We start from the raw sequence: 13,556 nt of genomic DNA on the forward strand, positions 1-13,556 counted from the left end.
TGTATTATGGCAGACATGACAGACTGGCGGCTCCAAGGACAGGAAAGATTCCTCAAAGGCGTGTCGCTGTTGAGGCGAACCTATAGGAAATACCGCGAGGGCTGGGAGCACGACCACTGCGAGTTTTGTGGAGCCAAGTTTTCCGAACAGGGTGAAGGCGTGAATGTCGGCTACACGACTATCGATCGCTACCACTGGATATGCGAAGAGTGCTACAAGGATTTCAAAGACATGTTTCAATGGACCCTGGTTGACGAGCCATGTGATCCCAAGCGGCGAGCATAGACGACGGGTGGCAAACGGCAATGTATAGGAGCCGTGAAGAGAACGATGTTGTGCCTGAGCGCGCTGCTCACGCTGGCGGGAACGCGCTGGCATCGGCGGGCTGGGGCGCGGTGTTTGAAGAGCGGCGAAGGGCGTGGGGTTCGCGCTGGGCCACGTTCGCGTGGCTGCGTCAGGCTTCGGAGTCGTGCCGAAAATTAGAGTGATCTGACCGAGGGCCGTGAACAAAGGGGAAGTCTGATGAAGGCCGTAATCTTCTTGGTGTGCGTGTTGTTGCTGGTTGCCTCGGCGGCGGCTGAGGTGAGGACATGGAAGGACAAGACTGGGAAGTTCTCGATCCGGGCCGAACTGGTCGAGTCCGACGGGACCACGGTGAAGCTCAAAAGGGCGGACGGGAAGGTCATCAGCGTTCCCGTGGATCGACTGAGCGACCAGGACCGGCAGTTCCTTGAAGCCCAGGAGAAAAGCGCGTTCGGCGGCGCGGCGCCGGGCGAGGCCGGCAAGATGGCCGGTGCGGCCGGGGCCGGGTTGTGCTGACCACGGTCAACCACCTGAACGCGAACGTGTTTGAGTTGACCGTGGCGGACGAGCAGGGACGGCAAGAGCGAGTGCGGCCCACAGGGTCGCATAAGTTCTACAGTCTGGATCGAGGGGACTTCATCCCGACGGAGGCGTTGCGAGAGGGGGAGCATCTCCAGGGAATCGCGGGCCGGCTGACGCTCTTACGCCGCGAGCGTGTGCCAGGCGTCCACCGCGTATACAACATGACGGTGGAGGGGGAGCACCTTTATCGCGTCTCCCTGCTGGGCGCGCTGGTGTATAACATGTGCCCAGTTGAACCGCCTGGAGGAGGCGCCCCAAGCGCAACACCAGGGGGCGCACCCAAGGTGCCGCAAGGCTGGGGGAACCTCGGCAGCCACGGACCAGTCAGCCCAGATGTGGCGCTAAGCTCTGCTGAGAAATGGCTCGGTGCTGGCTACAAAGAAATTGCGCCGGGCGTATATCGATCAGCCGATGGACGGCAATTCCGAATGACCACAAGCGATTTGTTGCCCACGCACGGCAATGTCGGCCCGCATGTGCATTTCGAGGTGCCCAATCCCGCTGGCGGACCTCCACTGGAAAACTTGCACCTGCCAGTCACACCGTGAAGAGGACCATGAAAATGAGGCTTCGCGCAAAAGTAAGGAAGACAACTGGACCATCCACGAACTACATCGGTGCAATCGTAGATCAAAAGCCAGTGCCGACGGAGCAGCTACCGAACCCAGTGTCGCTGGAGATTTCGGAAGAGGAAGGTGCATTCTTCCTGCTCTACATCAATGCGGCTGGCGAATCGTTCGCCGACACCTGGCACCAGACGCTCGAAAGCGCAAAACGGGAAGCCATGCTCGGGTTTGGGATAACACCAGAGGAATGGACGGAGGTTTGACCGATTCGTGTATAATGCGAGCCGTGAAGAGAATCATCCTGACCCTGATTGTCGTCCTAGCGGGAATTGCGTCGCCGTCGGCGGGCTGGGGCGCGGTCTTTGAAGAGCGGCAGAGGTCGTGGGCTACGCTTTAGGGCAAGTTCGGGTGACCGCGTCAGGCTTCGGCGTTGTGCGGAAAGTTACGATCCGGCGGAGGGTACTGAACAAAGGGCAAATGCAATGAAGACCGTAATCTCTTTCGTGTGTGTGGTGTTGCTGGTGGCCCCGGCGGCGGGTGAGGTGAGGACATGGAAGGACAAGAGCGGGAAGTTCTCGATCCGGGCCGAACTGGTCGAGTCCGACGGGACCACGGTCAAACTCAAGAAGGAGGACGGCAAGGTCATCAGCGTGCCGGTGGATCGACTGAGCGACCAGGACCGGCAGTTCCTCGAGTCGCAGGAGCAAAGCGCGTTCGGCGGCGCGGCGTCGGGCGAGGCCGGCAAGATGGCCGGTGCGGCCGGGGCCAAGAGCGCGCCAGGTGCTACCGCCGTGGGGCTTCGCTACGGCTGGAAACCGGGGAAGACCTATGCCTACCAGGTGAAGATCGAGGTGGACTTGGGCGACGAACTGCTGGAGATGACCGGCAGCCCGATCTACACGGTCCTTTCGGCCGACAAGGACAAGGCCGTGCTGAGCTTCCGGGGGACGTTGATGGAGCATTCGCGGTCCAAGGGAGGTGGGCCGGGGATGCCGCCCGGGCCCGGGATGCCGCGCGGTCCGCGTGGGCCTGGGCGCGTGGGGCCGCCGCACGGGATGGGGCCTAGGATGCATCCGTTCTCGCCGATGACGGGCGTGGGACCGCACGGGCTGGCTCGCACCACCGAATTGACCGTCGACCCGCTCGGCAACATCGCGCGCCAGGAGGGGACCTCGCATTTGCCGTTCCTGTTGGGAGAGCTTTCCGAGTTGATGATCGAGCCGCTTTCGGGCGCGGGCCAGCCGAGTTGGACCGTGGACCGGGGCTCTGGGGTGGTCATGAAGGACAGCGGCCCACCGCGCTTCGGCCCCTTTGCCCGTGAGGAAGGTTTTGTGCCCGCCCGGGAACGCACCACCTACACGATCGAAAGCACCAGCGACAAGCTGGCGGTCCTCCGCAAGCACTACGAGTTCCGGGCGGCAGCCACCGGGAGCGACCAACCGCCGTTCGAGATCACCGGTGATGGGAAGTGGACCTTCGACAAGCAGGAGGGGGTTTCCGCCGAGTTGGACTTCTCGATGAAGGTGACGATTCGCAAAGGGGGCCTGGGCGTGGAGATTCCGGTCAAGGCGACGTATCGCCTGTTGAGCGAGGCGGAGCGGGCCAAACAGGCCGAGCAGTCCAAGGAGCAGGCCGAAAAGCTCAAGGAGACGCTCGAAAAGGCCAAGGAGGCGGCGGAAAAGGCCAGGCAGATGCAGGCCGACCGGGCCAAGCCGCCTACGGCCGAGGAGGCAAAAACGCTGGTGGCGGACCTCGAATCGGGCGAGATGACGCGGGTGATTCCGGCCATGCATCAACTCATGCGAAAGAAACCGAAGGAGCCCAACCGCGAGGTGGCCAAGGCCCTCGAGAAGATCCTCGCCGAGGATCAGAACGTCTCGCTGCGGATCAACGCGGCCCAGGCCCTTCAGAACTGGGGCACCAAGGAGAGCCTTCCGGTGCTGAAAAAGGCCGCCAGCGACCCGAACCGCCTGGTCCAGATGCACGCCAAGAAGGCGATCGCAGAGATCGAGTCGCGGGACTGATAAACCCGCCGCTGGCGGCGTCGCGGGCCGTCAACGGGCCAGGGCGGACCGCGGGGCGGCCGAAAGTTCGGCCTAGTTCAGGGCGGCGAGGTAGGTGGCCAGCGCCTTCTCGTCGGCCTCGCTGGCCACGCACTGGCGGCCGGGCCAGAGCATGGGCTCACCGCGGCGGACAAGCTTTGGGAGAAGCCCGAGAAGCGGCGGCAAGCATGGCGTGCCAGGTTTCGGATATCAGCGTTTGACGGGCTCCTGTAATGGGGACCAGTCCGGCCCCAGCATAGTACCCGCACAAAGGACAGAAGACCTGGTAAAGTTCGCGCACAGCCGCTTCGGTCACCTGTTCCAAGCGTGTGAGACGAGCGTGGCCGCCGCGGATGCGGTCGATCGCCCCGGCCACGGCACAACAATAGAAACCTGCGAAGTTGAACCCGAGGCCGCAGTGCCATGAAACGTTACAGCCACCAAAGCGGTGGCCTGCCAGGGCCTCGGGCGCACGGTCGATGGGGGCAACGCAGGGCGCGACGAACTCGGGGTGCACGGGACCGGTCTTCTGCGAATTGCGCACGTGCAGGAACGAAAACTCCCGGACCAGTTCCCGGAGCCGCTGCCGCGCGGACACGCCATGACCATGCGTCGCGATGGCGACCTGAAATGCCCCTGGCCCTCGTCGATCGCGGTACTGGCTGATGCGGCGGACGATGGCCCCCAAATCCGGGTGCGTGGTCGGCTCGCCGCCGACGAGAAACCATTGTCGCCAGGGATAGTTCAATCGCTCCGAATCGGCGATGAGTTGATCCACATGCTCTATGCAAGTATTCTCCCTTGGGCGCCCTGGCACTAGTTGCGTCATGCGGTTGCAGTTAGCGCAGCCCAGGCCGCAGACATAGGTGATGTCGAGTTCCAGCCACGTCAGATTGGGCCGCGTCATGGAAGCGTCTGCCAGTTGGTATCGGCCATGTGGGGCCAGTTTTTGGAGCCGCAGAAGTGCCAGATGAAGGCGTCCATCACAGGCGTCCACCGATCCCAGAGCCGTGCGCCACAGCGGTTGAACTCGCTAGGCAACAGGCACAGGGGCGTTTCGGTCCACCGGCGGGCCAGGCTCAAGGGGCCCTGGTCGCCAATCTCCCACGAGCTGTGATCGCCGGTGAGCGCCCATATCAGCCGGGCGGCTTCGAACACCGCTCGATGCCGGTGCGGGCTGAAAACGAGCACGCCGGAGTTGATATACTCGTGGCTAAAGTCCAGCGGCACACCCAAAAGGTCGCACAGCGGTTGCATCTTGGGCACCACGTGGTGAAGCAAGTTGTGCCCCTCTTGCTCGGAGCTTACCGCGCCGATAGCTTCCGCAGGCACGCATTCAAACAGGTTGGGGCAGTCCGCCCGCACCACGACATCGCGGTCGAAGTACACGACCCGCTCGTAGGCGACGGCGTGTTTGTCGAGGTTCAATTTTTCCCAGTACGGCTCACGCCAACCGAATAGGGGGCGTGTGATTTCGACATACTCCGCGCCCCAGCGCTCAGCGGCTGCCCGCTGGGACTCGCGCAAGTTGTGGGGCATGCCATCGCCATAGAGGTTGAGCGTCACGACAGCCCGGCCGGCCGGCAGCGACGGCGGGTGCAGCCGCCCGACGGATGCCCGGAACACATGCGATAAGAGCCGGTCGGAACTCAGCAGCTCGTGCCGCGTCAAACGCGGTACGTCGTCCTCCGCGGCGGGGTCGCTGAGGCGTTGATTCGATAACATGCACGTCCAGATGTTGGGACGAGCGGCCAGCCACGCGGCGTGCTCATGCTCGGGAGCCCTGGCAGACAACAGGTGCTGATCCCGCCACGAAATCGGGCTCACGTGGTCAAAGGGCAGAATCACGCACCTCTGGCGGCCGATCTCGTGGACGATGCGGGTCATCGGCTGGGAACTCACTTCCAACCAGCCCGGCTTGCGACCAGACCGTGCGATTTGGACTACGTGGTCCCGCAGGCGCACAATCGGCTCTGCGCCCGGGCGCGCGGCAAACAATGCAACGCCGATCGTGCGATCGGTGGACTGATACGCCAGCAGCCCGCAAGGGCTGGTTTCGGCCGCCCGCGCCAAGAGATCGAAGGGCTTCAGCGGGATGCAGTCCGCGTCGCACCAGACGCCGCCATGCTCCGCCAGGAGCCATGCCCGAATGGCGTCCGACCGCTGGCAGACATGCCACGTGCCGATCGCATCGAGCAATTCGGGCGAAAATCCAAGCCCGGGCAAATCATCGGGACCAAGCACCCTGGCGTTCGGGTTGTACGCCTTGAGAAGGTCCAGGCACAGCCGGATGTACGGCGGCATGGGGCCTTCCCAGTAGAGCCAGACGGGGGAATTCATGTCGCACCTACTACAGCCCGTTTCAACTCTTCGATACTCTCCGCCCTGATCTCCACGACCGGCCGCGTGGTGGCGGCCGTCAGCATGGCGGCGTTGAGCTGGGAGTGCCGCGCCACGACTATCAGCCCATCGCGGTCGCCTTCGCGGCACAAAAAGTCGCACCACTTGCGCAATTCCTCGATCCGTCGCTCCTGGGGCACTTCGGCGAAGATGCGCTCCAGCCCCTTATCAATCCCTGTCTGGCGATCCCGCCAATAGCCGGGATGAAAACCGTGCGCGTGGAGTTGCTCGACCATCGCTCGGGGGCATGACAAGAGGATGATCGGGCTCGTGCGGAGCGACGCCCGCCGGCGCATGCGCTCCTGCACCTCGGCCGGCAGGCAACCAAACGCCTCCTCGGCCGATTCTCCGCGCACTTCATACACCGGGCCGGCCCATGCCTGCCGCACTAGTTCGGTCGTCGCCTGCGGATGCCACACGGTGGGCAGCAGGCCGCCCACGGATTCGGCCTGAATCCACCCCAGCCATCGTCTCAGGCCCTCGATGCGGTGTTGTGGGGCCGTCCCGTCGGCCAGACAGCGTTTGAGCGTCACATCGATCCCGTCTGCGTCCCGCTCCATCCCGGGGTGGAACCCAAGCGGCAGCATCGCGTCCAGTACGTCCCGCGTCACCAAGGCGACGGCCACTGGACCCGGCGGCTGGGCTTGAGAGTTCCACCACTCCATGGGCTTTTCGGCGCCCCGAATATCCGACCTGCCGCCCGCTTGGCCAATCAGCCAGGATTCCGGGGCGTAGACGATATGCTGGTGTTGCCAATCGCGCATGAGCCAGTCGATGTGCACCGTGGCATTGGCCCAGCGGCGCTGAAGGGCCTGCATGTAATCGCGCCGGGCCGCGTAGGCATGCGTCCGCTGGCAGTAGCGGACGCGGACCACTCCGGGGATGCCGGTCGGGATGGGCGGGGCGTGATGCTGGCCGCCCAGCATGATGCCTTGCCAGTCGCTGGGCACTTTTTCCAGGAACGCTCGCACCCGCTCCGAAAAACCCTCGGTAATGTCGGCCTCGTCCTCCAGAATGAGCACCGAAGATACGTCATCCATCAGGCAATCTTGAAGGATGCGGAGGTGGCTCATACGGCAGCCGTAGGCCCCGCCGCCCTGCGTGAACTCGGGGGGCACACCCACCTTGTCGCCGTCGATTGCGGCGTAGACTTGTGGGGGCTTAAACGGCCAGCCGTGCCGCTGGAGGCGAGCCAGGCACGTGCGTAGCCTATCGGGCCGGCGTTTCAGATTGATCACGTACACCCGTTCGAAGAAATCATGCAACGCGTCCATCGACAATCTCTCCCCTGGGGAAGCGCGAAATTTTCCCAGCGGGCACGCTTCGGTGGCCATCGCGAGTTTGTTGGCAATGGGTGTTAGCCCGCGTGCAATGCGGCAGCCGCACGCGGCACAGAGTTGCTGCTTGGGATCGTAAGCCTGACAGTGCAGACAATGGGCCGCGAGCAGGTGGGCGATTTCTTGGGCAGACCGGGTGGGTCTGCCAGCGGCAACCCACCGGGCGACCGCGTGGGTGTAACTCCAGATTCGTCGAGCAACGCCAGGCCGCCGCCAGGGGCCGCGTTGCGAACCGGCCTGCGACGATAGGCCTGTTTGCGGTGAAAGAACCATGTCTTACCATGTTGCCACTACGAGCTGGATGTCGGCCACGAGTTCCCGGCGCTGCTGCCGCTGCCGGGCGGCGCGCTGGATGTGGGCCAAGAGGGACTGGCGCTACTACTGCTGCCGGGCCAAGAGCTGGATGTTGGCCAGGAGGCACTGGAGCCGGATTCGGATTGATAACCGGCGGAATAAGAACTACCCGAGTCGGACGGACTCGGTGCTGATCCCGACGGGGCCGACGCTGGCGGGCTTGATCCTGACGCTGCCGACCCTGAAGCGCCTGACCCGGGTGGTGCCGACCCTGAAGAGCCCGACCCAGGTGGCGCGGACCCCGAAGAACCTGACCCGGATGCTGCCGACCCTGAAGCGCCTGACCCGGATGCGCTACTACTGGCGATCCCGCTGTCCGAGATGGAAGCGCTTGCGGCAGAGCTGAGGGAAGCGCTCGCCGCCGAGGCCTCGGACAGGCTTTGCGAAAGGCTTTGGCTAAGGCTCTCCGAAATGCTCTCGCTCGCGGAAGAGCTTCTGGATAGTGAGGAGCTGAAGGCCACTGATTCAGAGAGGCTGAGGGACGCACTTCCAGACAGGCTCTCGCTGCTGGACCCAGACTGGCTGCTGCCACTTGACGAACTGCTGCTACTTGACGAAGACTCGCTGCTGAAGTCAGAACTGCTCTGACTTTCGCTCACCGACGAAGACGACTTGGCCGAGCCCCAATAACTGTCGCTCATCACTCGGGCGGGTATGCGCTATTGATGAAGGCCTCGTTCGCCTCGAACTGCCGCCGCGACCGGTTCGGGAACCGCAGGCCCGCAAAGCTGCGGCGGACACCGGTCACTCGGAGAACGAGTCGGACCTCCTGCCTGTCGTTCTCGACGGCAAACCGCACGCGGACCCAGTTCCCCTCCACGCTTGCTCCGACCACGACTGGCACGTCCGCCACGCACGCGGAAACCACGAGGCTGCCCGGTTCGCACACCTCCACAAAACGCGGGTCGATCTGGAGGGTTGCCGCTTTCTGCGGAATGCGGGCCAAAAGAATGTCCTCAAAGAGGACTTCGGGCGATTCCAGCGTAAACAGCGCGGTATAACCCCCGGGGGCCCAACTGGCCGGGACGATCGCCGTCGACTTGTCCGACCCCCACGATGGTGGCGGGGCACTCTCGGAAGGCCCGCTGGGTGGTGGCGGTGCGCTTTCGGAAGGGGCACTGGAGGGTGGCGGTGCACTCTCCGACGGCGCACTCGGCGGTGCACTCTCCGACGGCGCACTCGACGGGGGACCACTTTCTGAAGGCGCGCTTCCCGATGGGGCACTCTCCGAAGCGGGGCTCTCGGAAGGCATGCTTGACGGCGGTCCGCTTTCAGAGGGAGCGCTTTCCGACGGGGTGCTAGACTGGCTGGACTGCAAACTCCCGGAGGCGCTGGATTTACTGGCGCTGGAGACGCTGGACTGGCTGACGCTGGACTTGCTCAGGCTGGACTCGGAAGAGAACAAGCTTTCCGAGTTGCTGGACCCGCTGGGCGGCGAACTTTCGGAGGCGCTGGATTCGACGGACGAGCTGGACGAACTGCTCGGCGACGATGAGCTGCTGGAGCCACAGCACCCCTCGCCGTAGTAGAGCACCTCCCAGGATCGGCTATCGGCCATCCACTTGGCCCACCCAAAGGCCCCGGCGGGCAAACCTTCCGGGGGGACGAGCCCCAGGGAATCCACGACCTCGATGTCTCGGTCGCTTTGGCACCAGTCGGGGGCACTGCTGCCGCTGCCCTGCGCGCCGCCGCTGATAATCCGTTCCGCCCAGGCGGAGCCGCAGCGGTCGAGGCGCGCGGTCAGACGAAAGCGGCAGATGTCTTCGGGGACGGGGCCCAAATGCACCAGCGCCCAAGTAACGCCCTCGTCCTGGTGCTTCCAGAGAATCAGAGCCCCGCCGGATTCGCAGCTTTCCAGATACTCGCAGGCGTCCGGGGCGATGTCGGCGTACTGATGCCCCGGGTCCAAGATGCGGACCAGGGCCACAGTCACCCCGGCAACACAGGCCCTGTGGGCGATGGCATCGGCCGCGACCGGTTCCAGGAGGATAGCGAACTTGCCCCGATGGGCCCCCGCCTGCGGTACTACGCCGTTGAACGCGAGCTCATTTTGAAAGCTCTCTTGATTCTCGTCGGGACCGATGATCGGCCCATCAAGGCCCAGCACCTCGAATCGCAACCGGTCGCTGCCGCTTCGATTGCGAACCTTGATGATCGTGCTATGGGCAAAGCGAGGGTGGGCGTCCTGTCTCTGGTTGCGCTGCCGGTCCTTGAAATCCAAAGCGGCGTCGATGAACGTATTGAAAGCCTCGGCGGGGATTTGCAGCGGCTGCCCGGGCTGGACTTTTTTGAACGGGTTTCCCATCGCAATCCTTCAGCTTACGGCCCAATGCCCAACTCCCCAAAATCGCCATATGGATAGACCTGCTCCACGTAGGCGGCGACCGGCCTTTTGACCAGGGTGCTCGCTGCCCGGTCTTCGGCGTCCGCGTAGCGGACCCAGAGGTATTCCCAGCCCTTCTTGCTAATGCCTGTGATATCGCCGATCACCAGGCCGGCGACGTTGGGACTTGCTGCAAAGCGGAAAGTAATCTCCCAGTCGTCTTGGCCACGCTTAGAGCCGGACGCACCCAGAAACAGCACCTCGCCGGCGGCGAAACCGCGAAACAGGGCAGCGTTCACCTTCCCAGTCAGAAAAAACAGCGTCGCCTTATAGGCAGGCGTCACCGCACTGTCGGGAAGGTAGTGCGTCTCGGAGAAGTTGTAGACCGGCACGGTGATGTCCACGCCCTCGACGTTGTCGTGGGTAACACCGATGGCCCCTTGGAAATCCGGGGCGGTCTTGCCCGGCGGGGCGTAGCGGCCGACCGTCTGGAGGCTCTGGGTGATGTGCTGGGTGCCGCCGCCGGTGTCGAACTGGTAGGTGGAATCGCCGGTCTCGGGCGGCTGAAGCTCGCCGTAGCGGACCGAACCTTCCCAGATGTCTTCGGCCACACGCTCGATGTGAAGCGACTGGCGTACCAGGCCGTCGTAGAGCACCGGCGAGGCCGCCGCCAACGCCGCCTTGGCCGCCAGGTCGCTATCGGTGCCGCGGACAATATAGACAAGGTCGACCGACGGGCTTTCACCCTCGGTCGACTGGCGGCTCTCCCATTTCTCGTGGACGGCGATCGGCATCCGCGACGCATACTCCGATCATGCGAATGCCAGGTTGCCGTGCTGGGCCTGCTGGACGAGCTTGCGGGTGTTCTTGGCCGTCTCCTCGCCCGCCCGGGCGGCACGCTCCAGGGGTCCACCCGTGCCCAGGCCGCCTGCGGCCAAGGGGTTGAAGGTCCCGGTCACGCTGATCGACCGCTGGGCAAGACCCTCGAAGTCGAAGCCCTCCAGGTCACCGATGCCCTTCACCCGCTCCGGGGCAGCGGTCTCCTTGATTTCCCCCCGTTTACGGGCCGCCTCGTCGAGGGCCTCTTGCCACTGGCGCCTGGCCTCGGCAACCGCATCCTCGGCCGCCTGGAGGTCCGCGTCGTATTGCCGCTTGCGCTCGACGTGCCGTCGCTGGCGATCCTCTTCAAGGGCCTCGAGCGTGCCGCGCTCTTCCTGGTCGATCGCCTGGCGTTTGGCCTGCCGGGCGGTTTCGATGTCGCGGAGTTGCTGCTGGGTAGCTTGATCCCGCTGGCGCTGTTCCCGTGTGAAATCCTCATCGAGAATCCGCATGGCGGCTTCGGCGTCGACCGACGAGTCGAACATCGCCATGAGCTGCACGAACTTCTTGGCGATCCAGTTCTGGGCCGTGCGCCACCCGGTCACCAGGCTACTGGTGAAAACCGTCCATGCCTTCGACAGGAAGGCGACGGTCTCCACCCAAGCCGCCTGGAGGCCGGCCCAAGCCGAGGTGAGAATCTTGGCCGTGCCGTAGACCGCCTCGGTGGCTACGGCCATGAAGGCCTCTTTGAAGTTGATCCACTTCTCGGTGAGCCAGGCGACCCCCTTCTGCCACTCCATCTTCAAGGTGAGCCAGAGGATCTTGGCCGCCAGGCCGATGTCGCCGGCCGCCAGCGCATCGGAGATACCCTGCCAGGCCGCCAGCGCCGTATCGCGCAGGGCGGCGAACTGCTGGCCCAGCCACGACAGGGCCTGCTGGCCCGCGCCGGAGACGTACAGGAGATACCCGCCCAGCGACGCCAGGGCCGCGATCACCAGACCCGCGGGCGAGAGGATCGCACCCAGGACGGTGCCGATCACGCTCAAAGCCGTCCCCACGCCGGTGACGATGCTCGCCAGCGTGCCGAAGGCGAACCCCAGTCCGGAGAGGATGCCACCCAGGATGATCAGCGCTGCCCCGCCGGCAACGAGGGCCGCGGCCATCTTGAAGACCGTGACGACGAGGGTTTTGTTGGCCTTGATCCAATCCGCAACGCTCCTGATCACCCCAAGCGCCCGCTCGACGAGGTCCGCAAGCACCGGCGCCAAGGCCGACCCGATGACGAAAACCCCCATCTTGACAGTCTTCCAGAGGTCGGCCAGCAGATCGCCGAAGACTACAGCCGCTTCTGCGTCCTCGGTGGCCATGACCAGACCAAGCTCTCGGGCCCGGCGGGCCAGCGCCTCTAGACCTGCGGCCCCGTTGGCGATCAACGGCAACAGTTGGGTGCCCGAGCGGCCGAAGAGTTCCATCGCGGCGGCGGCACGCTCGGTGGGATTGGGGATTTTCGCGAGCCGGTCGGCGATGAGCATGAATTGCTGATCGGGAGAGAGACCTGCCAGTTGCTGGATCGACAGGCCGAGAGTGGCCAGGGCCTCTTGGGCCGACTCGGAACCGCCCGCCGCCTCTGCGATCGTCTTCTGCATCCTCCGAACGCCGGCCTCGAGCGCCTCCAGGTCGGCCCCGGACTGCTCGGCCGCGTAGGCCAGTTCCGACAGCCGCTCTACCGCGATGCCGGTCCGCTGGCTGGCCTTGGCCATTGTGTCGCCCATCGAGGCGAAGACGCGGGATGCCCCGAGCATGCCCCCCACGGCAACCATTCCGGCAGAGAGCATCCGCCTGCCGGCCGCCGTGACGCTCTGGCCCCACGCCTTCAGTCGCTTCGAGGCGGCCTTCAAGCCGCGAACCAGCCGGCTATCGTCGGCAAACAGCTCGACGAACGCTTGTCCGGCGCGGATAGCAGAAGGGCTTGCCATAGATCACTCTCTGGGCGGTTTGAGGATTCCCAGTTCGCCAAGGTGCTTGAGCGTGGTGGTTGCGGCGGGCTTCTTCAGAAGCGGATGGAAATCCGCCGGGCCGAGCGGCCTTGCCTTAGAACCGCGGAAGGCGTTGTAGAGCATCGCAAGTACCTGGGCCGTGTGGTTCCACTGGTCCCGCTGCCGGCCGTCGACCATCCAACACAGTTCCCGCAGCGTCAGCGGCCCTGGGTCGACGCCGACGATTCCGGCAAGCTCGTAAACGAGCCGTAAGCGTCCGTCAGGGCCGCCTCGATCTCCTGCGGCAGGTCCGTGCGATCGAGCTTCGCCTTGATTAGTGCCGCGGCCCGCTGGTTCCACTGGCCGTACTTCTCGATCGCCAGCCGGAGCGTCTGGCGCTGGCTCGGCTCGGGGAAAAAATCCACAAGCTCCTCGACCAGGGCCGCCTTCGCCCGGGCGATTGTGTCTCCGGCCATTGCCCGGGCGAAGTCCACGTCCGAGATCTTCTCGGCGTCCGCCTGCGGCTTGCAGACGCAGTAGACCACGTCGCAAAGCAGGATCGGATCGAGCAAGAGCCGCGGCAAAGTGCGCTCGATGTCGAGCAGGTCTTCCTTCAACAGGTCGCGGACCCGCTTGACCGTGTCCACGCTGACCGCAATGGTCCACGTCCGTCCGGCGCTATCCTGGAAGGTTCTCATGGGCTGGTTGCCTCCAAGGTCGGCTTGAGCGTGAAGTCCAGCGTGGCCACGTCTTCCAGCGGCTGGCCCTGCGAGAGGCTGGTGACGGCCCACTTGCCCGTGTAGCTCAAGGTCGGGTCGGATAGCGTTACGGCAAGCGGCGTCCCACCCGTGTAC

General features: G+C 64.5%; 14 protein-coding genes. 6 read left to right on the plus strand and 8 right to left on the minus strand.

Annotated elements, in window-relative coordinates:
• Window positions 1–6 precede the first annotated feature (6 nt).
• From ACYQ6J_RS18520 to ACYQ6J_RS18535, 4 genes are all read left to right on the plus strand, one after another.
• The gene (locus ACYQ6J_RS18520; protein ID WP_460185710.1) at window positions 7–285 is read left to right on the plus strand and encodes a hypothetical protein; all 279 of its coding nucleotides are present in this window, start codon (window positions 7–9) and stop codon (window positions 283–285) included.
• Window positions 286–522: 237 nt separating this feature from the next.
• Window positions 523–819 (plus strand): SHD1 domain-containing protein, encoded by a 297-nt coding sequence (locus ACYQ6J_RS18525; RefSeq protein WP_460185711.1) that lies wholly within the window; start codon window positions 523–525, stop codon window positions 817–819.
• A 622-nt stretch (window positions 820–1,441) separates the two neighbouring features.
• Entirely contained in the window at window positions 1,442–1,714 is a 273-nt protein-coding gene (locus ACYQ6J_RS18530; protein WP_460185712.1) for a hypothetical protein, read from the plus strand.
• Between the two features lie 219 nt (window positions 1,715–1,933).
• The gene (locus tag ACYQ6J_RS18535; RefSeq protein ID WP_460185713.1) at window positions 1,934–3,475 is read left to right on the plus strand and encodes an SHD1 domain-containing protein; all 1,542 of its coding nucleotides are present in this window, start codon (window positions 1,934–1,936) and stop codon (window positions 3,473–3,475) included.
• Window positions 3,476–3,632: 157 nt separating this feature from the next.
• Here the strand turns inward: ACYQ6J_RS18535 and ACYQ6J_RS18540 are convergent, their stop codons facing one another.
• From ACYQ6J_RS18540 to ACYQ6J_RS18550, 3 genes are read right to left on the minus strand one after another with little or no spacing between them, the layout of a single operon-like run.
• Entirely contained in the window at window positions 3,633–4,400 is a 768-nt protein-coding gene (locus tag ACYQ6J_RS18540; RefSeq protein ID WP_460185714.1) for a hypothetical protein, read from the minus strand.
• The gene (locus tag ACYQ6J_RS18545) at window positions 4,397–5,833 is read right to left on the minus strand and encodes a glycosyltransferase (protein WP_460185660.1); all 1,437 of its coding nucleotides are present in this window, start codon (window positions 5,831–5,833) and stop codon (window positions 4,397–4,399) included. The genes ACYQ6J_RS18540 and ACYQ6J_RS18545 overlap by 4 nt, the downstream gene beginning before the upstream one ends.
• Window positions 5,830–7,167 carry a glycosyltransferase family 25 protein gene (locus ACYQ6J_RS18550; RefSeq protein ID WP_460185661.1) on the minus strand — a complete coding sequence of 446 codons (1,338 nt, stop codon included), beginning with the start codon at window positions 7,165–7,167 and terminating at the stop codon, window positions 5,830–5,832. Before ACYQ6J_RS18550 ends, ACYQ6J_RS18545 begins: the two co-directional genes overlap by 4 nt.
• Window positions 7,168–7,501: 334 nt before the next feature.
• On the opposite strand from ACYQ6J_RS18550, the gene ACYQ6J_RS18555 reads away from it, so the two are divergent.
• Window positions 7,502–7,930 carry a hypothetical protein gene (locus ACYQ6J_RS18555; RefSeq protein ID WP_460185662.1) on the plus strand — a complete coding sequence of 143 codons (429 nt, stop codon included), beginning with the start codon at window positions 7,502–7,504 and terminating at the stop codon, window positions 7,928–7,930.
• The gene (locus ACYQ6J_RS18560; RefSeq protein ID WP_460185663.1) at window positions 7,906–8,172 is read left to right on the plus strand and encodes a hypothetical protein; all 267 of its coding nucleotides are present in this window, start codon (window positions 7,906–7,908) and stop codon (window positions 8,170–8,172) included. Before ACYQ6J_RS18555 ends, ACYQ6J_RS18560 begins: the two co-directional genes overlap by 25 nt.
• A gap of 52 nt (window positions 8,173–8,224) precedes the next feature.
• Here the strand turns inward: ACYQ6J_RS18560 and ACYQ6J_RS18565 are convergent, their stop codons facing one another.
• The 5 genes from ACYQ6J_RS18565 to ACYQ6J_RS18585 are packed head-to-tail and all read right to left on the minus strand — an operon-like array spanning window position 8,225 to window position 13,400.
• Window positions 8,225–9,889, minus strand: coding sequence for a hypothetical protein (locus ACYQ6J_RS18565; protein WP_460185664.1), 1,665 nt, complete (start codon window positions 9,887–9,889; stop codon window positions 8,225–8,227).
• A gap of 14 nt (window positions 9,890–9,903) precedes the next feature.
• A complete protein-coding gene (locus tag ACYQ6J_RS18570; protein WP_460185665.1) occupies window positions 9,904–10,701 on the minus strand; it encodes a hypothetical protein in 798 nt (265 codons plus the stop codon).
• 18 nt (window positions 10,702–10,719) lie between these two features.
• Window positions 10,720–12,702: a phage tail tape measure protein gene (locus tag ACYQ6J_RS18575; RefSeq protein ID WP_460185666.1), complete on the minus strand. Its 1,983-nt coding sequence runs from the start codon at window positions 12,700–12,702 to the stop codon at window positions 10,720–10,722.
• Between the two features lie 3 nt (window positions 12,703–12,705).
• Window positions 12,706–12,900, minus strand: coding sequence for a hypothetical protein (locus ACYQ6J_RS18580; protein ID WP_460185667.1), 195 nt, complete (start codon window positions 12,898–12,900; stop codon window positions 12,706–12,708).
• 20 nt (window positions 12,901–12,920) lie between these two features.
• Window positions 12,921–13,400 (minus strand): hypothetical protein, encoded by a 480-nt coding sequence (locus ACYQ6J_RS18585; RefSeq protein WP_460185715.1) that lies wholly within the window; start codon window positions 13,398–13,400, stop codon window positions 12,921–12,923.
• Window positions 13,401–13,556 lie beyond the last annotated feature (156 nt).

It is taken from the genome of Thermopirellula anaerolimosa, assembly GCF_054657335.1.